The sequence below is a fragment of the Sinorhizobium sp. BJ1 genome (assembly GCF_002531555.1).
Classification (GTDB): domain Bacteria; phylum Pseudomonadota; class Alphaproteobacteria; order Rhizobiales; family Rhizobiaceae; genus Sinorhizobium; species Sinorhizobium fredii_B.
Genome location: NZ_NWTH01000041.1, coordinates 19,529 through 44,624, shown reverse-complemented (window position 1 = coordinate 44,624; position 25,096 = coordinate 19,529). Strand labels below are relative to the sequence as shown.

The following is a 25,096-nucleotide window of genomic DNA, read 5'->3' as shown; positions in this document are numbered from 1 at the left end:
TCATCCCAGGCGGGCCTTTTGCTTTTACCGCCCAACGCACACACCGAACTCGCCACTGCCAGCTTCTCCTCGAAATGGTTCCGGATCTCCGCGCGCAGCCGCTTCTCCATCAGCATCACCACTACAATTGCCGCCATGAGTTGCTGTTGGAATGGCCGCTTTCAGCGCAGCTCAGGATGCGAGGCAAGGCTCAGGCTCCGTCGAGTTGGACGTTGGACAGCTGCAGCCAAGGCGGGTTGTCGGCGTACATCTCGCGAATGATCTGCTTGATCTCTTCGATCCTTCCTTTCTGGTCGTCGCGCCTGAAGCTCATGATGATCGGCGAGGTGGCGTTCTCGTCTTTTATGGTGCGGTAACATACGTCGTCGGGTCTTTGCCGTTGCGACGCCGCGGGAATGATGCAGAGACTGACCCCGGCCGCCACAATACCCAATGCGGTCTGAATCTCACGGACCTCTTCCACGCTGGCAGGCGAAATGCCCTGCTCGGTCAACATGTTGAGGACCTCGTCGGCAAAGCTCGGACGCGGCGCCGACGGATAGACGATGAGCGGTTCTCCTTCCAGTTCGGCAAGCGCGATCGGCTCGGTGGGGAGCGATTTCGGATGCCCCTTGGGGAAAGCGACGACCAGTCGTTCCTCTCGAAGCGTCAGCCTCTCGACCTCCCGGTCGTTGAAGCGAACCCTGCCGAAGCCGAGATCGATCCGCCTCTCCTTGAGAGCGGTCACCTGCTCGGTCGACATCATTTCGCGGATCTCGATGTCGAGATCCGGCCAGCGCTTGCGCATGCGGCGGACGAGGTCCGGCATGCCGCCATAAAGGGTCGAGCCGACGCAGCCGATGACGTAACGCTCCCGTTTCGACAAGCCGATCTTGCGCGTCTGCTCGCGCATGTGTTCCGTCCGCGCAATGATCTGTCCGGCCTGTTCGTAGAAGAAGCGGCCGGCCTCCGTCAGATCGAGAGGACGGTTCGACCGGTCGATAAGCAGAACGCCGAGTTCCTCTTCCAATTGCTGGATCTGCCGACTGAGGGGCGGCTGTGCAATGTGCAGGATTTCCGCGGCCCGCGAGAAGTTCCGCTCGCGCGCGACGGCAAGAAAATAGCGCAGCTGCCTCAGCTCCACGATTATACCTTTCAGGTATCAAAACCAACTTTTATAGTTTTGGACTCATTTTAAAGTGGACGCTAATTTCCTCGCAATCAAGGAGGAAGCCCGGTGTCCACGGAAAGCCGCATCAGCGCGATCGAAACAATTATACTCGATCTGCCCACCATCCGGCCACATCGGCTGTCGATGGTGACCATGAACCGGCAAAGCATGACCATCGTCCGCGTCCGCTGCTCCGACGGCTTCGAGGGGCTCGGAGAGGGGACGACGATCGGCGGTCTCGCTTACGGGCCGGAAAGTCCGGAAGGCATGAAGCTGACGATCGACGCGTATATCGCGCCGCTGCTCATCGGCCGTGACGCGACGCGCATCCAGGCGGCCATGGACGTCGTCGTCAAGGCGGTAAAGGGAAATCACTTCGCCAAATGCGCGGTCGAGGCCGCCCTGCTCGATTGCCATGCGCATCGCCTCGGCCTGCCGATGTCGGAACTGCTCGGTGGGCGGCGTCGCGACAGCCTTCCAGTTGCCTGGACGCTCGCCTCCGGTGACACCGCCAAGGATATCGATGAGGCGCAAGCCATGCTCGACCGGCGGCGCCACAAGGACTTCAAGCTGAAGATCGGCGTCAAATCGATCGAAGAGGACATTCGCCATGTGAGCGCCATTCGAAGGGCGCTGCCGGACCTGGCCTCCATCCGGGTCGACGTCAACATGGCCTGGCGGGAGCGGGAGGCGCGCAATGCGATCGCGGCCCTGGCCGACGCCGGCTGCGTGCTGGTCGAACAACCGGTGCACGGGATCGCGTCGCTCGCCCGTCTACGGCGAACGTCCTCGATCGCCATCATGGCCGACGAGGTTCTGGTTGGGCCTGAAAGCGCGCTCGAGGCGGCGACAGCGCGGGCTGCCGACGTGTTCTCGATCAAGATCGAGCAGGCGGGAGGGCTGTTTGCCGCCGCCCGGGTGATCGCGATCGCCGAAGCCGCAGGCGTCAGCATTTATGGCGGGACCATGCTGGAGGGGCCAGTCGGCACGATCGCCGCCTGTCAGCTACTCGCAAGCGTCAAGGAACTGGAATGGGGCACCGAGTTCTTCGGTCCCCTGCTGCTGACCGAGGAAATCCTGGAGGAGCCGCTGCGCTACGAGAACTTCGAGCTGCAATTGCCAACGGATCCCGGGCTCGGAGTGACGCTCTCCGCGGAAGCCGTCGATCGGTTCCGCAGGGACGGCAAGCACGCTTCGACCTTGCGTGTGGTGGGGTGAGACCATGCTCTTTCATGTGCGGATGAACGTGAACCTTCCCCTCGACCTGCCCGCTGCCGAGGCGGCCGAGATCCTCGCCCGAGAGAAAGCCTATTCGCAGGAACTGCAGCGTACCGGCAAGTGGCGGCATATCTGGCGGATCGCCGGTCAGTACGCGAACTACAGCGTCCTTGACGTCAGGGATAATGCGGAATTGCACGAGGTACTCTCGGGACTTCCGCTGTTCAAATTCATGGACATCGAGGTGACGCCGCTTCTGCGGCATCCCTCCGCGATCCGTGAGGACGACAGCTAAGTGCCGTCGTCACCGGTGCTTCCGGGAGGACGGGAGCCGCCGCAGTTTCAAAACAATCCGAGTGGAGGAATCACCATGAACGTGAAGATTTTCGAAAGAGCGGATATCCAGGACTTTCTGAAGGCCCTGAGCGGTTTGGACAAGGTCGGCGGCAATCCGCGCGTCAAGCAGATCGTTCATCGAATTATGTCCGACCTGTTCAAGGCGATCGATGATCTCGATATCACCCCCGACGAATACTGGACCGGTATCGCCTGGCTCAATGAAATCGGTGCCGCCGGACAGGCCGGCCTGATCTCGCCTGGTCTCGGCCTCGACCATTTCCTCGATGAGCGCCTCGACGCGATTGATGAGGCACTCGGCATCGACAATCCGACCCCGCGGACCATCGAAGGCCCGCTCTATGTGGCCGGCGCGCCGGTATCGCACGGCTTTGCGCGTCTTGACGACGGCACCGACGCCAACGGCCACACCTTGATCATGCATGGCACTGTCTACGGAGCCGATGGCAAGCCTCTGTCGGGCGCTCTGGTCGAGGTCTGGCACTGTGATACGCGCGGCTTCTATTCGCATTTCGACCCGACCGGAAAGCAGGCGCCGTTCAACATGCGTCGCACGATCATCGCCGACGCAAACGGCTGTTATAAGTTCCAGAGCATCGTGCCGCACGGCTATGGCGTGCCGCCTGGCAGTCCGACCGAGCGGCTGCTTTCCGCGCTCGGCCGCCACGGCCAGCGTCCGGCGCATATCCACTTCTTCATCAGCGCCGACGGTCACCGCAAGCTGACGACCCAGATCAACATCGACGGCGACCCTCTGGTCAATGACGATTTCGCCTATGCGACGCGCGACGGCCTGGTCCCGGCCATCATCGAGCGGACCGATGAGACCAGCATCAAAGCAAACAATCTCAGCGGCCCGTTTGCCGAAATTGAATTCGATATTCGCCTCACCGCGCTGGTGGACGGTGTGGACAACCAGATCAACGAGCAGCGCAAGCGTGCTGCAGCGTAAGCGATGACAGCGGCGGCCCGTGAAAGCCGCCATCCCCAACCACCGTTATTCGTGCAAAGGCGGCACTGTTCCGAGCTCTGCCTTTGCGGAAGGTAAGCTATGTCTGCGATTATCGATAAGGCCCGGGATCTCGACCATCTGCTCGCCACGGCTGTGCAGGATGACAAGGAAGCCGGCATGTTCCGTTGCCGCCGTGACATCTTCACCAACGAAGACCTGTTCGAACTGGAGATGAAGCACATCTTCGAAAGCAATTGGGTCTATCTGGCCCATGAAAGCCAGGTGCCGGAGAACAACGACTATTATACGACCTATATCGGCCGCCAGCCGGTGGTCGTGACCCGCGACAAGAACGGCGAGCTGCACGCGGTCATCAACGCCTGCGCCCATCGCGGCGCGATGCTTTGCCGGCGCAAGCACGGCAACAAGGGCAGCTTCACCTGTCCCTTCCACGGCTGGACCTTCTCCAACACCGGCAAGCTGCTCAAGGTCAAGGACGAGAAGACCACCCAATATCCGCCCCAGTTCGCGCAGAACGGATCGCACGACCTGAAGCGCGTGCCCCGGTTCCAGAGCTACCGCGGCTTCCTGTTCGGCAGCCTGAGCGAAAACGTGGCGACACTCCAGGACTATCTCGGCGAGACGAAGGTCATCATCGACCAGATCGTCGACCAGGCGCCAGGCGGGCTCGAAGTGCTGCGGGGCAATTCGTCCTACATCTACGACGGAAACTGGAAGCTGCAGATGGAGAACGGCTGCGACGGTTACCACGTCAGCTCCGTGCACTGGAACTATGCCGCGACGATGGGGCGGCGCAAGGAAGAGGGCACGAAGGCGGTCGACGCCAATAGCTGGAGCCGTTCCGTCGCGGGCGTCTACGGCTTCGAGAATGGCCACATCCTGCTGTGGACGAACACGATGAACCCGGAGGTCCGCCCGGTCTATAACCAGCGCGACGAGATCAAGGCGCGCGTCGGCGCGGAGAAGGCGGATTTCATCGTCAATCAGACCCGCAATCTCTGCCTCTATCCGAACGTCTTCCTCATGGACCAGTTCAGCACGCAGATCCGGGTCACCCGCCCGCTCAGCGTCGACAAAACCGAAATCACCATCTTCTGCTTCGCGCCGAAGGGCGAGAGCGAAGAGGCCCGGGCGCTGCGCATTCGCCAGTACGAGGATTTCTTCAATGTTTCCGGCATGGGCACCGCCGACGACTTGGAAGAGTTCCGCGCCTGCCAGGCCGGTTATGCCGGTACGGCCGCGCTCTGGAACGATCTGTCCCGGGGCGCGCCCCTGTGGATCGACGGTCCGGACGACAACGCGAGGAGGATGGGTATCGAGCCGCTTCTGTCCGGCGAACGCAGCGAGGACGAGGGACTGTTCGTCCGCCAGCACGAATATTGGGCCAAGGTGATGCGCGAGGCGCTCGCCGCCGAAAAGAAGGAGGTGGCGGCATGAGCATTTCCTACGAAGACATCTGCGCCTTCCTGTACAAGGAGGCACGTCTGCTGGACGACCGCCAGTGGGATGAGTGGTTGACCTGTTATGCCCAGGACGCGACCTACTGGATGCCATCCTGGGACGATGACGACCAGATCACCGAGGATCCGCAGTCGGAGATTTCCCTGATCTACTATCCGAACCGCGAAGGTCTGGAAGACCGCGTGTTCCGGATCAAGACGGAGCGGTCCGGAGCGTCGACACCGGAGCCGCGCACCAGCCACAACGTCAACAATGTCGAGGTGCTGGCGCAACGCGGCGAGGAGGCGGATGTCCGCTACAACTTCCACACGCTCAATCACCGCTACAAGGTCACCGACCACTTCTTCGGGACCGTGTTCGTCACCCTGCGCAAGAGCGACGACCGCTTGCTGATCTCAAGCAAGAAGATCGTGTTGAAGAACGACTACATCCGCCAGGTCATCGACGTCTATCACATCTGACAGGCATCGCCGGACGACACAGGAACTGGTGAGGAGGGTTCCATGGCCAGCTACAGCATCGCTTTGAACTTCGAGGACGGCGTTACCCGTTTCATCGAATGCAAGGACGGCGAGAAGGTTCTCGATGCCGCCTTCCGCAACAAGATCAACCTGCCGATGGACTGTTCCGACGGCGTGTGCGGCACCTGCAAGTGCCGTGCCGAGAGCGGTACCTACGACCTCGGCGACGACTATATCGATGATGCGCTGACCGCCGACGAGGCGCAGAGCGGTCTCGTCCTCACCTGCCAGATGAGGCCGTCCTCCGACGGCATCATCGCGGTCCCCACGACCTCGGTTGCCTGCAAGACCGGGCAGCAGAAATTCGCCGCCACTCTCACGCGTGTGGTACCGCACAACGATGCGGCGATCGTGCTGGAACTGGAAGTCGACGCCACGGCGCCCGTGTTCCTGCCCGGCCAGTATGTCAACATCGACGTGCCCGGCAGCGGCCAACACCGCTCCTATTCGTTCAGCACGGCGCCTGGCGAACAGCGCATCGGCTTTCTGATCAAGAAGATCCCGGGCGGCGTGATGAGCAACTGGCTGGAGCGGTGCGAAGTCGGAACAAAGCTCGAGCTGACGGGCCCCCTGGGCAGTTTCTATCTGCGGGAGGTCAAGCGCCCGCTCATGTTCCTGGCCGGTGGCACCGGTCTCGCGCCGTTCCTGTCGATGCTGGAAGTGTTGGCCCGCGAGAACTCGCAGCAGCACGTCCATCTCGTCTACGGTGTCACCCGGGACCTGGACCTGGTGCTCGTCGACGAGATCGAGGCCTACGCCAAACGGCTTGCCAGTTTCACATACAGCACGGTCGTGGCCGAGGAGGCCTCCAGCCATCCGCGCAAAGGCTGGGTGACCCAGCATATGCCGGAAGAGGCACTCAATGGCGGCGATGTCGACGTCTATCTGTGTGGTCCCCCGCCGATGGTCGATGCCGTGCGCCAGTATTTCGGCGACAAAGGCGTGAAGCCCAACAGCTTCCACTACGAGAAGTTCACGCCCAATGCGGCCGTGAAGGAGGCCGCGTGAGCACGGCACGCTTCGAAGGCCGTTTTGCCGGCAAGGTGGTGGTCGTCACGGGCGCCGCGCAAGGCATCGGCCGTGCCGTGGCGATCCGCGCCGCGGAAGAGGGCGGCAAGGTGCTGTTCGTGGATCGCGCCGAATTTGTCACCGAGGTCGCTGCCGAGGCCCCGGGCGCCAAAACCGCGGCCTTCAATGCCGACCTCGAAACCTATGAAGGCGCGGCGGCAGCGATGCGGTTTGCCGAGGAGCGGTTCGGCGGCATCGACATCCTGATCAATAATGTCGGCGGGGCGATCCGCATGCGTCCCTTCGCGGAATTCGAGCCTGAGCAGATCGACGCCGAAATCCGCCGTTCGCTGATGCCGACGCTTTATTGCTGCCATGCTGTTCTGCCGCATCTGTTCGCGCGCGGTGGCGGCGTCGTCGTGAATGTCTCGTCGAACGCCACGCGCGGCATCCACCGCATGCCCTACTCGGCCGCTAAGGGAGGCGTGAACGCAATCACGCAGTCGCTGGCGATGGAGCTCGCCGGACGCAACATCCGCGTGGTCGCCACGGCGCCGGGCGGCACGGAGGCGCCGCCGCGCCGGATCCCGCGCAATGCCGCCGGTGACACCGAAGCGGAGAAGGCCTGGATGGCCGACGTCGTCCAGCAGGTGAAGCAATCGAGCTTCATCAAGCGCTACGGCACGATCGAGGAACAGGCCGCACCTATCCTGTTCCTGGCATCGGACGAGGCGTCCTACATCACCGGCAGCGTTCTGCCGGTCGCGGGAGGCGACTTCGGCTGAAATTTCAAGACTGACTGCGTAACGACTCGGGGAGGAGCGATAATGCGCACTATCGACGTGAATGAAGCCATAGACAACAATCCCTTCGGGAGCTTTCAATGGATGGTGGTCGGGCTGTGCGCCTTGCTGCTGATCGTCGACGGTTATGACGTCTTCGTTGCCGGCACCGTGTTGCCGACTCTGATTGCGGAATGGGGGCTGAGCAAGCCGGAGGCCGGCGCATTGCAGGCGTGGGCGCTGTTCGGCATGATGTTCGGCGCCCTCTTTTTCGGCCCGCTGGCCGACAGGATCGGGCGCAAGAAGGGCATTGCGATCAGCTTCCTGCTCTTCACCGTCGCCACCCTTCTGACCGGCTTCGCCTCGTCGCCGGGTGAATTCAAGGTGTTCCGTTTCCTCGCCGGTCTCGGCTGCGGCGGGCTGATGCCGAACGCCGTAGCGCTGATGAACGAATACGCCCCCAAGCGCCTTCGCGGCACGATGGTCGCGCTGATGTTCTCCGGCTATTCGGTCGGCGGCATGGTTGCGGCCAGCGTCGGCATCGGCATGATCCCGCAATACGGCTGGAAGCCGATGTTCTTCATCGCCGCGATCCCGCTGCTGATGCTTCCGTTCATCCTGTGGAGGCTGCCTGAATCGCTCGGTTTCCTCATTCGGCAAGGGCGGCAGGAGCAAGCAAAGGAGATTTACGCCAAGATCGCCCCGTCCTCGCGTCTGGGAAGCGGCGACAAGCTGGTCTTCAACGAGACCAAGGGTGCTTCGGCATCGGTCATCGAACTGTTTCGTCACCAGCGCACGCTGCGTACGCTCATGCTGTGGGTGGCATTCTTCTGCTGCCTGCTGCTCGTCTATCTGCTGTCTTCTTGGCTACCGAAGGTCCTGCAGGAAGCCGGCTATGCGGAGAAGGCCAGCCTCTTGAGCCTCTTCTCGCTCAATTTCGGCGGCATGGCAGGGGCAATCGCAGGCGGCTGGCTCGGTGACCGGTTTGGGCTGCCGAAGGTCGTGGTCGGCTTCTTCATTGCCGGCGCATTGTCGATTGCGCTGATCGGTCTGAATGCGTCGCCGGCGTTGCTGTTCCTGATGGTCTTCGTCGCCGGCGGCACGACAATCGGCACGCAGATCCTGCTCTATGCCAGCGTTGCCCAGCTTTACAACCTCTCGGTGCGCTCCACCGGTCTGGGTTGGGCCTCGGGCGTCGGCCGCATCGGGGCGATCGTGGGTCCGACGCTGGGCGGCTTGCTGCTGGCGCAGGAATATCCGCTCCAGCAGAACTTCCTGATCTTCTCCATTCCGGCGGCGATTTCCGCATTGGCGATGCTGGTCTTCGCGGTGAGCAATGCGCGCCGCGTAGAGGAACCGCAACCGGTGACAGCGTAGGAACAAGGATCGCCACGCCGGTTTCCTGCCGGGCCGCCGGTCATCGGTTGCCAGGCAGCGCATGGGTTGAACGCCGTGCGCTGCCTGAATCCCAAGTATGAACCATGCAGTCGGGGCCAAGGTGAGCCGAGCATATATTTTGATCCTTGCAAGGAATGATGCGCATGACCCTGCTATCCTCGCCGGAAGACGGCAACACCGCCATCACGGCATATTTGAATCTTCCCACCCACCGCCTCCATTACCGGATCGATGGTGCCGACACTTCCGCACCATGGCTCGTCTTCTGCAATTCGCTGGGCACCGACGTGCACATGTGGGATCCGCAGATCGCTGAACTGTCGCAGCATTTTCGCGTGCTGCGCTACGATTGTCGTGGTCACGGCAGGTCTTCGGCGCCGCCGCCGCCCTATGCGCTGTCCGACCTTGGCAACGACGTCATCGCCCTGCTCGACGCGCTGAAGATCGAGCGTGCGCATTTCTGCGGTTTGTCGATCGGCGGCCTGACCGGGCAGTGGCTGGGTGTCAACGCCAGTCACCGCTTCGACAGGATCGCGGTCTGCGCGACGGCGGCCCGGATCGGCACTGCCGAGAGTTGGATGGCACGCATCGAAGCGGTTAAAGCGGATGGCCTAGCGAGCTTGATCGCAGCCACGGCTGAACGCTGGTTCACGCCAGAGTTCCGTACGGTCGAGCCCGGTGTAGTCCAGAAGGTGCTCGACAGTTTTGTTGCGACAACCGTGGATGGCTATAACGGCTGCTGCGCGGCTCTGGCAGGCGCCGACCTGCGCGAGGACCTCCAACGAATCGCCAATCCTCTACTTGCCATATCCGGTGACGACGATCCGGTATGTCCACCGTCGGACCTCAAGACCATCGCCGCCTGCGTAGAACAGGGCCGGCACCTGTCGCTGCCCGGCCGGCATGTCGTCAATATCGAGTCGTCGCAGGCGTTCAACGCCGCACTCCTGGCTTTTCTTCGGTCCTGAGCCGCGGCTTGCGGCGGCGCTCCGCTTGTCGGGCGTCATGCGGTCGGGCGATGCACGCCAAAGGAACCCGTTTACACAGCGCTCCCCCGAAGGAGCGGCCTTTATTCCGCCCGCATCTTCATATTCTGTTAAGGAATACATTCCTCGCGGAGATTTTGCCCATGGCGCTCGGTGCATCCCAACGTTTGCACGATGGCGTTGCGGCCGTCGAAACCATGACGCGCTTTGCGCTTGCGGTGCTGGCGCTTGCCTCGGGCGTCTACACCTATCTCGGCGTACGCAGCATTCTCGACGGCTCGCCGACCTCGGTTTTCTTCGCAGCAATCATCTACTCGGCCTCGGTCTCTGTCGGCATCTACGCCTTCTGGACCTACATGGCCCGCTTCTATCCGCATGTGACGACCCATACGGGCCGGGCCGCTATGTTGGGTGTGATGGCTTTGGGCGCGGCCATGATCATCGCCATGTCGAGCTGGCTCAATGCGGCGGCGCTGGCAGGTTCGGCCGCGCTCGAACAGCATCTCGCGGAAACGGTGGAGGACTACACCGCCGACCTCGATCAGGCGCACCAGAACGCGCTTGCGGCCCAAAGCCTGCTGCCCGATATCCAGCGCGCATCTGAGCGCTTCGCCCAGCTTGCCGCCTCGGAGCGGCAATCGGGCGCGCTCACCGGCACGACGGGGTCGGGAAGCGTGGTGCAGCTTCTGTCGCAAATGTCGGCGCAGATGAAAGAGCTCGAAAATGGCATCAACGCCTCCCGCGAACAGGTCACGACGCTGTTCAACGAAGGGCAGAAGCGGCTCGAAACCATGCGCACGCTGGTCTCCGCGCCGGGTGCGATCGAGCCGCGCGCCGACCAGTTCTCTTCCGAAGTGGTGGCGCTCACAGGTGTCATAGCTTCGCTGGGACAGACTTCGATCGCGCCATCGATCCGTCGCGCCGCCGACGACCTCTCCCTCGGCTTCATCGCACCGGTGGCCGACGGCGGTGATGCCGATCTCGTCAACCGCCAGGACAGGGTGATGGAGACCGTGCGGACCTCGGTGGCGGCGCAATCCAAGGTGCTCTCCGATGCGGCCGACGAAATCCTTGCCCGTGCGCCGGTGGCGGAGCGGCGCTTCGTTCCGCTGTCCTCCGCCGAAGCCGTATTGCGCTATGCGACTGATTTTATTCCGGCCTGGTCCGGGGCCATTTCCATCGATCTTCTGCCCGGCGTGTTGGTCTTCATTCTTGCCGCCGTGCACAGTGCTATCCGCAAGCAGGAGGAGAAGCTGCCGTTTGCCGAGCGCATTACAGCGGCCGAACTTCTTCAGGCGCTGGAAGTGCGGCGAGCCGTAACAGCAAACGGGATAAATCTCGGGGAAATGGACGCCCAGGCGGAAATCGAGAGCATGGCCGAGGAGCCGAACAACATCACCAGTCTCGATCCGAGAACGCGTGCAAAGGATCGGTCGCATGAGGATCGATGACCTGTTCAAGGCGCTGATGCGGCTCGACGACGGTGTGTTGATGCGCAGCGCCTTCTTCACGTTGCTATCGGCCGCGGCGGTCTTCCTGCTGATCGACGTGCGCGACCTCACCGCCATGAACGCCGAACTGCCGGGTTTCGACCCGATGCATCAGAACCAGCCCATCCTGCCTCCCGCGCTGACCGACGGGATGCCCAACGCTCCGCCGGTACGACCCGCAAGCCCAAATGAGGTGCTGCGCCAGCCGATGAAATTCGAACTCACGTCTGGCGGCGTATTGCTCGCCGAAGGCACCATGGACCCCGGGGCGGGTGCGCGCTTCGCCCAGGAGCTCGAAGCGCGCGGCGAATATGTGACGACGGTGGCGCTCAACTCCCCGGGCGGCTCGGTGGACGACGCGCTCGCCATTTCGAAACTGATCCGCGACAAGAAGCTCAATACCAAAGTGGCGTCAAAAGCCCTCTGCGCGTCCTCCTGCCCGATCGTCTTTGCCGGTGGCCTGGGGCGCGTGGCCGAAAAGGATGCGGTGGTCGGCGTGCATCAGGTTTTCAATGGCAGCACGGTCCGGCCGACGGCAGAGCAGGCCATGTCGGCCGCGCAATCCACCACCGCCCGGGTTGCGCGGCATCTTGATGCAATGGGTATCGGCGCCGGGCTGTGGATCAATGCTCTCGAAACGCCGCCGGACCGGCTCTACTATCTGACGGCGAAGGAGATGGCCGATTTCAAGCTGACAACGGAGCCGGTCGCCACCGCCAAGAAAAAAGGCTGACCTTGGAAGGCCATCCCTGCCGACAGGCTTTCGCAGATTGACGGGTTCGCTCATGCTCGTGTTTGCGTTCGCAGTACTGTTCTGGGCGGCGCGATGAACGCTCATGATCCGTCGTCAGTCGACTTGCTCTACCGCCGGCCGGATACCGGAGGAAGTGCCTGATGCGGTGCCTGTCCCTGACGCGCATTATCCCCGCCGCGATGGTCGCTGCAATCGCCGCTTGGCCCGTCATGGGCGCGCAGGGGGACGACCCGGATTGGCCGTGTATCCAGCGCAAGGTTGCGGAGCTTTCGCTCGGCCAGTTCTGGACCGGCGCCGAGCTGCCGCAGACGTCCGCGGGCTGGTCGAAAGATGCGGCCATCTCGGCTTTGGTGACGGAATTGTCGGCGCGCCGCGTGCCGCTGCCGGAGGCGCAGCGAAAGATCAGAGAGTATGCGGAAAGCCTGCCGGAGGGCGACAGGCAACGGCGCATGACCATGCTCGTGCAGGGCCTGTTCGATCATATGAACCGAGAGCGCTCGCAGGTTATCGCCGGCATAGCGCGCTACGCCCACCGGCAGAGGGACATGGCGGCATTCCTGCGGCAGGAAGCTTCAGCGGTGGATGCTTTGCAGGCGAAGCCCGGTGCCGACCCGAACGAGCTTCAACAGCGGAACGATCGGCTCGTGTTTCAGACCCGCGTTTTTCAGGAGCGTGCGCAATCGCTGAGCTTTGTCTGCGAGGTGCCGACCCTGATCGAACGACGCTTGTACGCCCTGGTCAAGTCGATTGCTGAAGCGCTGGAGGATCGATGAGCCCAGAGCTGCCGCCGCGGGCGACGCGGCAGGCGGGACCTCTCGTGGATTAATTGACGCTCGTTTATCGCACGCGTATCCTCTTCGTTGGCTTTCCATCAGGCACCTTGCGAAAGCCAGCTGTCGGACTGTCACGCAAAACTTGCCGGTCAGCGTAGGTTCTGCGCGCGTTCGTGCGGGAGGTGCTTAAGTGAACCTCGTCGATCTCGTCCTGACCGTCTGCACGCTGGCCGACCCGACAAGTTGCCGCACCGAGCACCTGTATTTCGAGAGCCACGGATCGCTGATCCAATGCATGATGTTGGCCCCGGTCGAGATCGCGAAGTGGGCCGAGAACCATCCGGGGCTGAAGATCGTGCGGTGGAAGTGTGTTTTCCCGGAGAAGGGCGGGGAAATTTGAAGTCGCTGCAAGCAGTTGTTGGCATGCAGTTGTTGGAAGGTGGCATCATGAACATATCGCGGCGTGCGCTTTGCGGGGTGGCCTTGCTGGCCGCTGCAAATCCTCTAGACCTCCATGTCTTGGCAAATCCATCCGCTCCGAAGATACGGGTGGGTGTCCTGAAGTTCGGCACGGTGAATTGGGAACTCGATACCATCAAGCACAATAAATTCGATGCGGCTCATGGCATCGACGTGGAAGTCGTCTATTTCGCCGGCGAAGACGCCACTAACGTGGCTATGCTTGCGGGCGATCTCGACATCATCGTTTCCGACTGGTTGTGGGTGTCGCGCCAGCGTTCGCAAGGAGAGGATCTGACGCTCGCACCTTACTCGACCGCCGTTGGCGCGATCATGGTCAAAGAGGACGCGGCAATTCGTCAAATCACCGATCTCGTGGGGAAGAAAATCGGCGTCGCCGGTGGATCGCTCGACAAGAGCTGGCTTCTGATCCAGGGACTTGCACAGCGCGACCACAAGATCGATCTGACTAGGGAAAGCGACGTCGTTTTCGGCGCGCCGCCGCTGCTGTCGGAAAAGGCTCTCTCAGGAGAACTCGACGCCGTCTTGAACTTTTGGCATTTCTGCGCGCGGCTCGAGGCAACAGGCTTTCGCCGCCTGATCGGTGCCGACGAGGCGGCCAAGGCGCTCGGAGCATCGGGGCCGGTCTCGGCGTTGGGCTACGTATTCCACGACAAATGGGCGAACGAAAACCCGGATGCGGCGATGAGCTTTGTCAAGGCAAGCGCAGACGCAAAGAAACTCCTGGCTCGATCCGACGCCGAATGGCAGCGTTTGGCGCCGATTGTGCGCGCCGAGGGCAGGGAACTCGATGTGCTGCGCGATCGCTATCGTCAAGGCATCCCAGGTCGGCCTGTCGCCGAAGAGGAAAGCGATGCCGCCAAGCTGTACGAGATTCTTGCGGAACTGGGCGGGGAGAAGCTCGTCGGCGCAGCGCGGCAGATGGCTCCCGGGACGTTCTGGGCTGCATTGAAGACATGACGGCAGGATCGGAAAACGGATTATCGGCACGCCGGCGCGCGCGCCCGGTCCGCGGGATTGGCGCCGCGTTGCCCGCGGCGACGGCCTTGGCATCGCTCCTCATGCTATGCCTGCTCTGGAGCCTTGCGGCAGGGATCTGGCCGAGCCGTGCCTTTCCGCCACCGCTCGAGGTCTGGCGAGTGCTTCTCAAGGAGGCGGCGAGCGGCGACCTTGGCTATCATCTGGCAATGACGCTCTGGCGGGTTGCGGCCGCCTACGTCGTCGCCATGATCGTCGGGTCGGTGATCGGCGTCCTGCTCGGCATGCACCGGCGGGCGGATTCCTTCTTCAATCCGTGGCTTGTGCTCTTTCTCAACCTGCCGGCACTGGTCGTCATCGTGCTCGCCTACATCTGGTTCGGCCTGACGGAGGCCGCCGCAATCGGCGCCGTGGCCATCAACAAGATACCCAATGTCGTCGTCACCATGCGCGAGGGGGCGCGTGCACTCGAACCCCGATTCGCCGAACTGGCCACGGTCTACCGGCTGGGGCCGCTCGACCAAATTCGCCACATCCTGGTGCCGCAGCTGCAGCCTTACTTCGCCGCCGCCTCGCGTTCCGGCATTGCGTTGATCTGGAAGATCGTGCTCGTCGTGGAATTGCTTGGCCGCTCCAGCGGTGTCGGCTTTCAGATCTATCTCTACTTTCAGATATTCGATGTTGCCGCCATCCTTGCCTACACGCTGGCCTTCGTGGCTATCATGCTGTTGATCGAATTCCTTCTGGTGCAGCCAGTTGAACGACATGCAACCCGTTGGCGCCGCCGTTCCGCTTAAAGTCGACATTACCGAGAAGACCTTCCGCTCGGCGGAGGGCGTCACGATTGCCGCACTGCGCGAACTTTCCTTCGAGGTCAGGCAGGGTGAATTCGCCTGTCTGCTCGGCCCGTCAGGCTGCGGCAAGACCACCACCCTGCGAATTCTGCTGGGTCTCGATCGGCAGTTTTCGGGCAGTTATCAGTTGCCCGAAGGCGGCTCCAATCGCATTGCTGTGGTCTTTCAGGAGCCTGTCCTTCTCCCCTGGCGGACGGTGGAGCAGAACATACGCCTGGCTCTGTCTCCGCGCCTCAGGGACAAGGATCTTGACTGGCTGTTCGACATTCTGGGCCTCTCCGCGATGCGGTCGCTCTACCCTTCGGAGCTTTCGCTTGGCCTTGCGCGCCGCGCCGCGCTGGCACGAGCCTTCGCCACGGAACCCGCAATTCTCTTTCTGGACGAGCCGTTCGCCTCGCTCGATGAGCGAACCGCCGACAGACTCCGTCGTCTTCTGATGACGGTGTGGGCGGCCAGACCCACCACTGCTCTGATGGTGACTCACAATTTGCGTGAGGCCCTACTACTTGCCGATCGCATTGTCGTGCTGTCCCCGCGTCCCGCGCATGTGCTGGGCATCTTCGACGTGGGCCTCGTGCGCCATTTGCGCGATGCGCCGTCGCTGGACCATCTTGTCGCGGACTTTCACAAGAGGTTTCCGGACGGGGTTTGATTGCGCTCCACCGGAAAATCCGCTGATGGGGCCACCGGCGATCGGCGGCGGATCTTGATCGAGGATCAGAAGCAGCGGACCTCTGCTTCAGCCTGTGCTCGCCTGAGCTCTGAGAGAGCGGATTTCGCCGGCGCGCTCTCGCGAAACAGAGCCCCTCGTTCGCCCGTCTGAAGTCCGAGGCTCCTGAACGTCTCGGCCGCCTCATAGCGCTCGTAGGGCATGATCGAAGCTATGACGTCAATCGAGCAAGAACAGCGCTCTAGGGCGGCTCGTGTTTCGCCATTGGCTTTCATGCAGGCGTACACATAGTCCACAACTGCAACTGTCGGGTACCCTTCGGCCCCCGATGCTGTGACAGCACCCATGAGCGCAGCGGCAACAGCAATCGCGCCCAAAGTTCCAGTGGCCATCGCGAAATCTCCCGCAGGTATAGACAGAGGCAGCAGCCATGTAAACTTATGTCGACCCCCATATTATTGTAGTATTCGGGAGAGTAGCCAATATAAAACCGAGTAACACCCATGTTGCGTAGCAGCATGTTTCGTTTTGCGCCGCACAAACAACGTGAGATTTAATTTGCGTTATTTGGTCCAAAAGCCTATTCTTGCACCGGTTTCCGGCTTCAAGGCTTGTCTTTAGGGAGCGGCAAAGTGTCCGATCAATGGGACGGGCAATTGCGATGCCCACTGCCCATCCAAACGACCGTGACACGCTGACGGAAGCGCATGTCCCACGACAAGCATGATATCGCTTGGGCTGGCCTCTGTGGTTATCCCGAGGATTTGTGATGGCGATCCTCGGGTTGAATATCGACATCGGGAGGATTTCGCATGCGCACGCTTGGAAAACTCGCATATCTGCCGATGACCGCTGCTGGATTTCTGACGGCGGCTCTTGCCGGAAGTGCATTGGCCAATGAGGAACTGATGACCCTTTCGGCCGACGCGAAGAATTGGGCGATGCCCACGGGCGACTATGCGAACACCCGCTACTCGAAACTGAAGCAGATCAACAAGGACAACGTCAAGGACTTGCAAGTCAAGTGGACATTCTCGACTGGCGTGTTGCGTGGCCATGAAGGCGGCCCGCTCGTGATCGGCGACGTGATGTATGTCCATACGCCGTTCCCGAACATCGTCTATGCGCTTGATCTCAAGAACGAAGGCAAGATGCTTTGGAAATACGAGCCAAGGCAGGATCCGAACGTCATCGCGATCATGTGCTGCGACACCGTCAACCGCGGTCCGGCTTACGGGGACGGCAAGATCATCCTTTACCAGGCTGATACGACGGTCACCGCGCTCGACGCCAAGACCGGCAAGGTCGCATGGCAGGTCCTGAATGGCGAGAAAAAAGATGGGAGTCTGTCCGAATCGGGCACGTCCGCACCGATGGTGGTCAAGGACAAGGTAATCGTCGGCATATCCGGTGCCGAGTATGGTGTCCGCGGTCACATCACGGCCTACAATTTGAGCGACGGCAAGCGAGCCTGGCGAGCCTATTCGACGGGTCCTGATTCAGAAACACTGATCGACCCGGAGAAGACGACTCATCTCGGCAAGCCGGTGGGCAAGGACTCCGGGATGAACACCTGGGAAGGCGAGCAGTGGAAGACCGGCGGCGGAACCACATGGGGATGGTACTCCTACGATCCAGAGCTCAACGTTATTTATTATGGCACGGGGAACCCTTCGACCTGGAACCCCAACCAGAGACCTGGCGACAACCGTTGGTCGATGACGATCTTCGCGCGCGATGCCGACACGGGCATGGCCAAGTGGGCCTATCAAATGACGCCTCACGACGAGTGGGACTATGACGGCGTCAACGAAATGATCCTTGTCGACGACATGGACATCAAGGGGCAACCAAGGGACGTGCTCGTGCATTTTGACCGCAACGGCTTCGCCTACACCCTCGACCGTGCAACGGGTGAGCTTCTGGTTGCCAAGAAGTATGATCCCACGGTGAACTGGGCGACCGAGGTCGTGATGGATCCCAAGAGCGACCAGTATGGGCGTCCGCAGGTTGTAGACAAGTACTCCCCCGAACATAACGGCGAGGACTTCAACACCACGGGTATCTGCCCGACAGCGCTTGGAACGAAAGACCAGCAACCGGCGACCTATTCGCCAAAGACGAAGCTGTTCTACGTGCCGACAAACCATGTTTGCATGGACCTTGAGCCCTACAAGGTGAGCTACACCGCCGGTCAGGCCTATGTGGGCGCGACCGTGAACATGTACCCGACGCCCAATAGCCACGGCGGCATGGGTAATTTCATTGCCTGGGACGCGGCCAAGGGTGAGATAGTCTGGTCGAAGCCGGAGCGGTTCTCGGTGTGGTCAGGTGCGGTCGCAACGGAAGGCGACGTCATCTTCTATGGCACGCTTGAAGGCTACATCAAGGCGGTCGATACGCAAGGAAATGAACTCTACAAGTTCAAGACTCCTTCCGGCATCATCGGCAACATCAACACCTTCGAACACGGCGGCAAGCAGTATGTCGCGGTTCTGTCGGGTATCGGCGGCTGGGCAGGCATCGGACTCGCCGGTGGTCTCTTGGGCGCTGAGGGTGCTGCAGCGTGGCAGCAGGCGGTGGCCGGTGAGAGAGCTCCGACCGAAGAAAGCCGAAGCATCGCTACAGCAGGTTTGGGTGCGGTAGGCGGCTACGCCGCATTGGCCGAATACACGACGCTGGGCGGACAACTGACGGTATTCGGTCTTCCGGATTGATCACGGGGCAGATCCGGCTGCCGAAGCGAGAGCCCGGACCAAATCGCAGCAAACGCTGCCGGGCTCTCGGTTTCACCAGACAAGAATCTCAAGTCCGTCAGCCAATGGACCATGGCGGCTGGAAAAAGAGGTCATGCATGTTGCCACGCTTCATCATTTCGGCGTTCGCTGCGGTTCTCCTGCCGTTTGCAATCGGCACTGCCCGCGCCGAGGACAGCGAGGAAAAGGCGGCCAGCGTCAAAGAGGAAGACGGGAAGCACTTCGACGCCGAAGGCAATCCCACCTTCAAGATCGAGAACGGCGTCGTCGATTGGTACACGTTCAATGGATATCGCCGCTATCACGCCGATTGTCACGTCTGCCACGGACCCGATGGGGAAGGGTCCTCGTATGCGCCCGCCCTCGCCAAGACCACAAAGAATGTCGACTACGGAACATTCCTTTCGATCGTCGCCGAAGGACGCAAGAGCGTCGTCGGCGGCAAAGAGGTTGTCATGCCGGCGTTCGGCGACAACAAGAATGTCTATTGCTACCTCGACGACATCTACATCTACCTGCGCGCCCGCGCTGTCGGCGTTGCGCCTCGAGGTCGTCCGCCCAAGAAGGCCGACAAGCCCGAAGCGGCTACGGCCTACGAATCGTCCTGCATGGGGGGATGACATGGCACACCGCGTCCATCGGACCTGCAGGACCCTCGTCTCTCTGGCCGCGGCCGCGCTGATGCCATTGCAAGCGCATTCCCAGAGCGCCGGGCTGGGCGCCGCTGGCGAACTTGTCGACCCGGAGACGCTGCGCGTCTGCGCCGACCCGTCCAACATGCCCTTCTCTGACAAGAGCGGCGAGGGATTCGAAGACAAGCTCGCCAAGATGGTAGCAGCCGCGACAGGACGGAGTTCCGTCGCCTATACGTGGTTTCCCTCTATCCCTGGTTTCGTGCGCAACACGCTCGGGACCAATCGCTGCGACATCATCATGGGATACGCTCAGGGAGACGAACTCGTCCAGAATACCAACGCTTATTATCGCACCTCCTATGTGCTGATTTACAGGAAGGATGGCGACCTTGCCGGCGTAGAAACGCTGACCGATCCGAAGCTCGTCGACAAGAGGATCGGCGTGGTCCACGCGACGCCACCCTCGGCGAATATGGCGGCGGCAAAACTGATGCGCAAAGCGAAGGTCTATCCTCTGGTGGTCGACACGCGGACAGCGCCGTCGATGGCGGAGGTGATGATCCGGGACATGGCAGCAGGCGTGATTGACGCGGCCGTGATCTGGGGGCCGATGGCAGGCTACTATGCCCGCAAGTCAAAACTCGATCTGGCGATCGTGCCCTTGACCAGGGAGAAGGGCGGTTCGCGCATGACCTATCGGATCACGATGGGTGTGCGGCCGTCCGATCAGCAATGGAAACGCACGCTCAACACCTTCATCAGGGACAATCAGGCGGACATCAACAAACTCTTGCTCTCCTATGGTGTCCCGCTGCTCGATGAGCAAGACGAGAGGATCACTCAGTGACGTGGCGGCGACTTCGCGCGGATGGCTGAGATTGCAAATACCGGTCGCATCGGCAACCGCTGACCGCCGATGGACGGTAGGAGGGCTGCGCCGGTCGGGATCATCCGGACCAACCAGCCCATGACGAATATGATGTTCAAAGGGGGATGGAGACATGGACGTACGCGCCGCCGTCGCCACTGAAGCCGGCAAGCCTCTGGAAGTGATGACCGTTCAGCTCGAAGGCCCGCGGGCCGGCGAGGTGCTGGTCGAGGTCAAGGCCACTGGCATCTGCCACACCGACGACTTCACCCTGTCGGGCGCCGACCCGGAAGGGCTGTTCCCGGCCATCCTCGGCCATGAGGGCGCCGGCATCGTCGTCGATGTCGGCCCCGGCGTCACCTCGGTGAAGAAGGGCGATCACGTCATTCCGCTCTATACGCCGGAATGCCGCGCCTGCCCCTCCTGCCTTTCGCGCAAGACCAATCTGTGCACCGCCATCCGCGCCACCCAAGGCCAGGGCGTCATGCCGGACGGCAGCTCGCGCTTCTCGATTAACGGGGAGAAGCTGCACCACTACATGGGCTGCTCGACCTTTTCGAACTTCACCGTCTTGCCGGAAATCGCCGTCGCCAAGGTCAACCCGGACGCAGCCTTCGACAAGATCTGCTATATCGGCTGCGGCGTGACCACCGGCATCGGCGCGGTGATCAACACCGCCAAGGTCGAGATGGGCGCCACGGCGATCGTCTTCGGACTCGGCGGCATCGGCCTCAACGTCATCCAGGGACTCAGGCTCGCCGGCGCCGACATGATCATCGGCGTCGATTTGAACAACGACAAGAAACCCTGGGGCGAGAAGTTCGGGATGACTCATTTCGTCAACCCGAAGGAGGTCGGCGACGACATCGTTGCCTACCTCGTCAACATGACGAAGCGCGGTGCCGACCAGATCGGCGGCGCCGACTACACCTTCGACTGCACCGGCAACACCGGCGTCATGCGCCAGGCGCTCGAAGCCTCGCATCGCGGCTGGGGCAAGTCGGTGATCATCGGCGTCGCCGGCGCCGGCCAGGAGATCGCCACCCGGCCGTTCCAGCTGGTCACCGGCCGCTCCTGGATGGGCACCGCCTTCGGCGGCGCCCGCGGCCGCACCGACGTGCCGAGGATCGTCGACTGGTACATGGAGGGCAAGATCGAGATCGATCCGATGATCACCCACACCATGCCGCTCGACGACATCAACAAGGGCTTCGAACTGATGCATTCCGGCGAAAGCATCAGGAGCGTGGTGATCTACTGAGCATCCGCCGGGCGCTCGAACCAAACCGAAGCGCCACACCATCCGAGACGGATCGGGCTTCGGCACAACAGGGAGGACACGCAATGGAAAGTTCAATTCGCATTCATCCGGCAGTGGATGGCGGCCTGAGACCGGCCAGCCCGGGCTTTACCGGAGGCACGCTTGTCTGTGACTGCACGGACAGACCGGTCAAGGTAAGAATCGAGGGACAGATTGCCCACAACCACGCTTGCGGCTGCACCAAATGCTGGAAGCCCAGTGGCACCAATTTCTCCATTGTCGCGGTTGTTCCGCATGACAAGGTGACCGTGCTCGAGAACGGCGACAAGCTGCAAGTGGTCGATCCCTCCGCGCTCATTCAGCGGCACGCCTGCAGACAATGCGGCGTACATATGTACGGGCCCGTGGAGCGAGAGCATGCCTTCCAGGGGCTGGACTTTATACATCCCGAGCGCTTCCAGGAGTCGGGCTGGGCTCCGCCCGGCTTTGCAGCCTTCGTGTCTTCCATCATCGAATCGGGCGTCGATCCCAGTCGCATGGATGACATCCGGGCCCGTTTGAGGGAGCTTGGGCTGGAGCCCTATGACTGCCTGTCGCCTGGCCTGATGGACTATGTTGCCACCTGGGTCGCGAAGAAAGCGGGCACACTTTCCAGTTGACCGTGCCGACGAAGCCGATGCAACCCTCGTCAGCGCGCTCGTCCAGGCGCGCTGACGAGGGTGTTGTGTGGCGACAGGGAAGCGCAACCGCATGGAGAACCCTTCTTTGCCGAAGGTACCAGGCGGCTTGTCGCGCGCATAAATGCACTCAATTTATTGGGACTTAACCGCGAGGTGCATTTAAAGGAAGTCAGCTTTCTACGGGGAACTCTTCGCGTCGAGCCTTGTTTGGCTCAGCAGGTGTAAACGGATGCATCGCATCCACAACAGCGAGCGAAGAGCAAATGTTGATACGTCTCATAGCAGCTACCGCCGTCCCCCTTCTGTTGGCTGCGCCGGCATTCGCGGATTGCCGCCAGGAACTCGAGAAGCTCGGGCAAGCTATTGTTTCCGCGGAAACGGGCGCCAGCGGGTCCGTTACCGAGCACCAGGAAGAAGTCACGGCCGGCGAACAGAAAAAGGGTGTAGGGACTGAAATAACAGGATCAACCGGCACCCAGACGGAAGCGGTGTCGCCCCATCAGGAGCAGGTAACCGGGACACGGAGCGGTGAAACTGCCGACAAGCCAAGCCAGCTCGCAGCCGAAGCCCGCAAAATGGCCGACGCCGGTGATGAGCCGGGCTGCATGAAGAAGCTGGCGGAAATCAAAGGCCTGATCGGCGAAAAGTGAGGACCCGGTAAACACTGGAGGGTTAACCCCAGTGATCGCAGTAAGGTTACGATAGCTCACCAGTCTTCTTCCTCGACAGGGCGAGCGAAGGTATTCGTCTGACGGCAACAGGGCTCCCTCGCGGCAGCCGATCGGGCCATTGTCAGAGCGAGGCGAAGCAACGGGCGAGAATAGACGGAATGTCAGCGCGGCTTCGCGAGGGCCGCGGCCGAACGGATGTTCGCGACTGCGGGCAGCCGGAACGTCTGCGCCGGCGCCGGGCGGCCGACATGAAATCCCTGGACCTGATCGATCCGGAATTGACGCATCAAGGCCAATTGTTCCTCAGTCTCCACGCCCTCCACTAGGATCATGTGGCCGCGATTTCGCACGAGTCCGATAATATCCTGCAGCATCGCCTTTCCCCGCGGGGTGTCGCAATCGTGCAGGAAGGAGCGGTCGACCTTCACCGTATCGAAATCGATCAGGCGTAGCCAGGACAGGCCCGCAAAGCCTGTTCCGAAGTCATCGAGCCAGATCCTGACGCCCAGGGTCTTGAGATCGCTGATGCACCGAAGGATATCGGAATGCATCTCCATCTCCAGCCCCTCGGTGATTTCGAGAGCCAACCTGCCGCCGGCCACACCTGTTTCGCCAAGAATCGCTGCCACCGAGGCGGCGAAGCCCGGTGACTTCAGCTGGATCGGGGAGACGTTCACACTGACGACGGGGACGTGGTCGTCCGCCAGAAGTTCGCGGCACACTGTCCTGATCGCCCAACGCCCCAGGTCCAGGATGGCGCCGGTGCGTTCCGCGACCGGGATGAAGAGGCTGGGAGGAACCGAGGTGCCATCCAGCATTCTCAGGCGCATGAGCGCCTCGACTGCGTCGATGCGGCCGGAGGCGACATTTCGAATCGGCTGATAGACCAGCGAGACGAGGTCCTGGTCGATGGCGATTTTCAGCAGGGCGGCGATGTTCTCGCTCTCATCGCTGCTGTGTGGATCATTCGGATCGAAAAGCCGGGTGCAGTTCCGGCCGTTGGCCTTTGCGCCATAGAGAGCTCGGTCCGCCTCGTGGATCAGCCTCTCGAGCTTCGCGCCCGTCTGATTTCTGCTGAATGCGGCACCGACGCTGACGGTGACGATCGACATGCCGTCGCGTCGCTGCCCGTGCTCCAGAGCAAGCTTTTCCACACCGCAACGGATCGCCTCGGCAAGATCGGCCGCCTGTTCGCTGGTCTCCATGCGCGCCAGCACAATGAACTCTTCGCCGCCATAGCGCCCGATCGAGCCGTTGAACGGCTCGATCGAATCCTTGAGCGCACTGGCGACAAGAACGAGGCAGCGGTCACCTTCCTGATGGCCATAGAAGTCGTTGTATTTCTTGAAGAAATCGACGTCGATGAGGAACGCGGCGAAACTCGTCCCCTTCTTCTGCCAGTCACTCCAGTAGTCGCGGAGCTTCTGGTCGACGGCGCGACGGTTGTCGAGACCCGTCAGGGAGTCGGTATTCGACAGCCGCAGCAGGGCCCTGCCGCGCTCGGAAGCTTCTTTCTGCTGAATGCGCGCTTCGAATGCATTGAGAAAGACCTTGTAGCGCTCCCTGTTGAGCTTCCAGTTCACATAGGAGGTGAAGACGAAGCAGGAGATGTTGAAGGTGCCGAATGCAAGCCGATAGGAGATCTCCGCCGGGGAAAAGGACAGCACAGCCGCAAAGAAGATCAGCAGGATGGTGACGGACGCGAACAGCGAAATGCGGAACTGAAAGCTGAAGAATAGATTGACGCTCATCATGAAGATCGCGCCGAAGACCATGTAGTAAGAGATGCTCTGGGTGTCGGCGGTCATCATCGCCGGATAAAGCCAGCCGGCATAGGCCGCGACGAGTGCTGCGGCAGCCGTGACATCGATCGCGTTCGCACTGGCGTTCAGCCGAATCTGCGTTTCGATCATCGTCAGTGCGATCATAGCGATCATGAATCGCGCGGCGATCGTATAATGCGCAACGTCGGGAACTAGCAGGATATCGGTTATCGAAAACAGCAGATAGACCGCGACCGCAGTCCAGAACCCGTGCCGCGTCGCCTGTTTTCGGGCGCCTTCGCCTTCATTTTCGTAGAGCGCGCGCAGTTCAGTCGAGGCCGGCCTCGGCGGCTCGCTGCGGAGGTCGATCTCAACTACGTCGGCCAGCGTGTGCTTCATGCACCGATCCATTGCGTTTGCGTCTTCGTGTAAAGCCCGAAGTCTCTCTTCGACGAGTACCACGGGGCGTCCCTGCAGTAGCTGCTTGCTTGGGTAAGAATGTGAGGGCGTGCAGCATCGTTCGGCACATTAGTTTAGGTCCATTAAGTTTTGCTGAATTGGTATTGGGCCAAAGACGCACGTAATAGTGTAGCGAAATAGGTCAGTCGG

Annotated in this window: 25 protein-coding genes; 22 read left to right on the top strand and 3 right to left on the bottom strand. The window is 61.4% G+C overall.

The window, feature by feature from the left end; all coding sequences use genetic code 11:
* Nucleotides 1–190 precede the first annotated feature (190 nt).
* Nucleotides 191–1,123 carry a LysR family transcriptional regulator gene (locus CO676_RS30170; protein ID WP_014766082.1) on the bottom strand — a complete coding sequence of 311 codons (933 nt, stop codon included), beginning with the start codon at nucleotides 1,121–1,123 and terminating at the stop codon, nucleotides 191–193.
* A gap of 93 nt (nucleotides 1,124–1,216) precedes the next feature.
* Between CO676_RS30170 and CO676_RS30165 the strand changes: the two genes are divergently transcribed.
* From CO676_RS30165 to CO676_RS30090, 16 genes are all read left to right on the top strand, one after another.
* A complete protein-coding gene (locus CO676_RS30165; RefSeq protein ID WP_014766081.1) occupies nucleotides 1,217–2,368 on the top strand; it encodes a muconate/chloromuconate family cycloisomerase in 1,152 nt (383 codons plus the stop codon).
* Nucleotides 2,369–2,372: 4 nt separating this feature from the next.
* Nucleotides 2,373–2,663: a muconolactone Delta-isomerase gene (gene catC / locus CO676_RS30160; RefSeq protein ID WP_014766080.1), complete on the top strand. Its 291-nt coding sequence runs from the start codon at nucleotides 2,373–2,375 to the stop codon at nucleotides 2,661–2,663.
* Between the two features lie 75 nt (nucleotides 2,664–2,738).
* The gene (gene catA / locus CO676_RS30155) at nucleotides 2,739–3,677 is read left to right on the top strand and encodes a catechol 1,2-dioxygenase (protein WP_014766079.1); all 939 of its coding nucleotides are present in this window, start codon (nucleotides 2,739–2,741) and stop codon (nucleotides 3,675–3,677) included.
* A gap of 99 nt (nucleotides 3,678–3,776) precedes the next feature.
* The gene (locus CO676_RS30150; RefSeq protein WP_097523774.1) at nucleotides 3,777–5,135 is read left to right on the top strand and encodes a Rieske 2Fe-2S domain-containing protein; all 1,359 of its coding nucleotides are present in this window, start codon (nucleotides 3,777–3,779) and stop codon (nucleotides 5,133–5,135) included.
* Complete coding sequence (gene benB, locus CO676_RS30145) at nucleotides 5,132–5,620, top strand: benzoate 1,2-dioxygenase small subunit (protein WP_014766077.1); 489 nt, start codon at nucleotides 5,132–5,134, stop codon at nucleotides 5,618–5,620. Before CO676_RS30150 ends, benB begins: the two co-directional genes overlap by 4 nt.
* A gap of 42 nt (nucleotides 5,621–5,662) precedes the next feature.
* Nucleotides 5,663–6,688 carry a benzoate 1,2-dioxygenase electron transfer component BenC gene (gene benC, locus CO676_RS30140; RefSeq protein ID WP_014766076.1) on the top strand — a complete coding sequence of 342 codons (1,026 nt, stop codon included), beginning with the start codon at nucleotides 5,663–5,665 and terminating at the stop codon, nucleotides 6,686–6,688.
* Nucleotides 6,685–7,473: a benzoate diol dehydrogenase BenD gene (gene benD / locus CO676_RS30135; RefSeq protein WP_014766075.1), complete on the top strand. Its 789-nt coding sequence runs from the start codon at nucleotides 6,685–6,687 to the stop codon at nucleotides 7,471–7,473. Before benC ends, benD begins: the two co-directional genes overlap by 4 nt.
* Before the next feature lie 42 nt (nucleotides 7,474–7,515).
* Nucleotides 7,516–8,847 (top strand): MFS transporter, encoded by a 1,332-nt coding sequence (locus tag CO676_RS30130; RefSeq protein ID WP_097523773.1) that lies wholly within the window; start codon nucleotides 7,516–7,518, stop codon nucleotides 8,845–8,847.
* Between the two features lie 158 nt (nucleotides 8,848–9,005).
* Complete coding sequence (gene pcaD, locus CO676_RS30125; RefSeq protein WP_245424548.1) at nucleotides 9,006–9,836, top strand: 3-oxoadipate enol-lactonase; 831 nt, start codon at nucleotides 9,006–9,008, stop codon at nucleotides 9,834–9,836.
* Nucleotides 9,837–9,997: 161 nt separating this feature from the next.
* Nucleotides 9,998–11,305, top strand: coding sequence for a hypothetical protein (locus CO676_RS30120; RefSeq protein WP_097523772.1), 1,308 nt, complete (start codon nucleotides 9,998–10,000; stop codon nucleotides 11,303–11,305).
* Complete coding sequence (locus tag CO676_RS30115; RefSeq protein WP_097523771.1) at nucleotides 11,292–12,077, top strand: hypothetical protein; 786 nt, start codon at nucleotides 11,292–11,294, stop codon at nucleotides 12,075–12,077. The genes CO676_RS30120 and CO676_RS30115 overlap by 14 nt, the downstream gene beginning before the upstream one ends.
* Nucleotides 12,078–12,238: 161 nt before the next feature.
* Nucleotides 12,239–12,871: a hypothetical protein gene (locus CO676_RS30110; RefSeq protein ID WP_014766070.1), complete on the top strand. Its 633-nt coding sequence runs from the start codon at nucleotides 12,239–12,241 to the stop codon at nucleotides 12,869–12,871.
* Nucleotides 12,872–13,061: 190 nt separating this feature from the next.
* A complete protein-coding gene (locus tag CO676_RS30105) occupies nucleotides 13,062–13,271 on the top strand; it encodes a hypothetical protein (RefSeq protein WP_097523770.1) in 210 nt (69 codons plus the stop codon).
* A gap of 47 nt (nucleotides 13,272–13,318) precedes the next feature.
* On the top strand, nucleotides 13,319–14,311 hold the full coding sequence (locus tag CO676_RS30100) for an ABC transporter substrate-binding protein (RefSeq protein WP_097523780.1): 993 nt from the start codon (nucleotides 13,319–13,321) through the stop codon (nucleotides 14,309–14,311).
* Between the two features lie 101 nt (nucleotides 14,312–14,412).
* Entirely contained in the window at nucleotides 14,413–15,126 is a 714-nt protein-coding gene (locus CO676_RS30095) for an ABC transporter permease (RefSeq protein WP_179875699.1), read from the top strand.
* Nucleotides 15,095–15,835 (top strand): ATP-binding cassette domain-containing protein, encoded by a 741-nt coding sequence (locus CO676_RS30090; protein ID WP_097523769.1) that lies wholly within the window; start codon nucleotides 15,095–15,097, stop codon nucleotides 15,833–15,835. Before CO676_RS30095 ends, CO676_RS30090 begins: the two co-directional genes overlap by 32 nt.
* 65 nt (nucleotides 15,836–15,900) lie before the next feature.
* Here CO676_RS30090 and CO676_RS36430 read toward each other — a convergent pair whose 3' ends face one another.
* Complete coding sequence (locus CO676_RS36430) at nucleotides 15,901–16,200, bottom strand: hypothetical protein (protein ID WP_245424550.1); 300 nt, start codon at nucleotides 16,198–16,200, stop codon at nucleotides 15,901–15,903.
* A gap of 498 nt (nucleotides 16,201–16,698) precedes the next feature.
* On the opposite strand from CO676_RS36430, the gene CO676_RS30080 reads away from it, so the two are divergent.
* The 6 genes from CO676_RS30080 (at nucleotide 16,699) to CO676_RS30055 (ending at nucleotide 22,703) form a co-directional block, all read left to right on the top strand.
* Complete coding sequence (locus CO676_RS30080; protein WP_048657519.1) at nucleotides 16,699–18,570, top strand: methanol/ethanol family PQQ-dependent dehydrogenase; 1,872 nt, start codon at nucleotides 16,699–16,701, stop codon at nucleotides 18,568–18,570.
* 137 nt (nucleotides 18,571–18,707) lie between these two features.
* On the top strand, nucleotides 18,708–19,229 hold the full coding sequence (locus tag CO676_RS30075; RefSeq protein WP_097523768.1) for a c-type cytochrome, methanol metabolism-related: 522 nt from the start codon (nucleotides 18,708–18,710) through the stop codon (nucleotides 19,227–19,229).
* 1 nt (nucleotide 19,230) lies between these two features.
* Entirely contained in the window at nucleotides 19,231–20,091 is an 861-nt protein-coding gene (locus tag CO676_RS30070) for a substrate-binding domain-containing protein (RefSeq protein WP_014766062.1), read from the top strand.
* Nucleotides 20,092–20,245: 154 nt separating this feature from the next.
* Complete coding sequence (locus CO676_RS30065) at nucleotides 20,246–21,373, top strand: S-(hydroxymethyl)glutathione dehydrogenase/class III alcohol dehydrogenase (RefSeq protein WP_097523767.1); 1,128 nt, start codon at nucleotides 20,246–20,248, stop codon at nucleotides 21,371–21,373.
* An 83-nt stretch (nucleotides 21,374–21,456) separates the two neighbouring features.
* Nucleotides 21,457–22,032: an S-(hydroxymethyl)glutathione synthase gene (gene gfa / locus CO676_RS30060; RefSeq protein WP_014766060.1), complete on the top strand. Its 576-nt coding sequence runs from the start codon at nucleotides 21,457–21,459 to the stop codon at nucleotides 22,030–22,032.
* Nucleotides 22,033–22,316: 284 nt separating this feature from the next.
* Nucleotides 22,317–22,703 carry a hypothetical protein gene (locus tag CO676_RS30055; RefSeq protein ID WP_041414690.1) on the top strand — a complete coding sequence of 129 codons (387 nt, stop codon included), beginning with the start codon at nucleotides 22,317–22,319 and terminating at the stop codon, nucleotides 22,701–22,703.
* A gap of 182 nt (nucleotides 22,704–22,885) precedes the next feature.
* Here CO676_RS30055 and CO676_RS30050 read toward each other — a convergent pair whose 3' ends face one another.
* Nucleotides 22,886–24,886 carry a GGDEF and EAL domain-containing protein gene (locus tag CO676_RS30050; RefSeq protein WP_179875698.1) on the bottom strand — a complete coding sequence of 667 codons (2,001 nt, stop codon included), beginning with the start codon at nucleotides 24,884–24,886 and terminating at the stop codon, nucleotides 22,886–22,888.
* Between the last annotated feature and the right edge of the window lie 210 nt (nucleotides 24,887–25,096).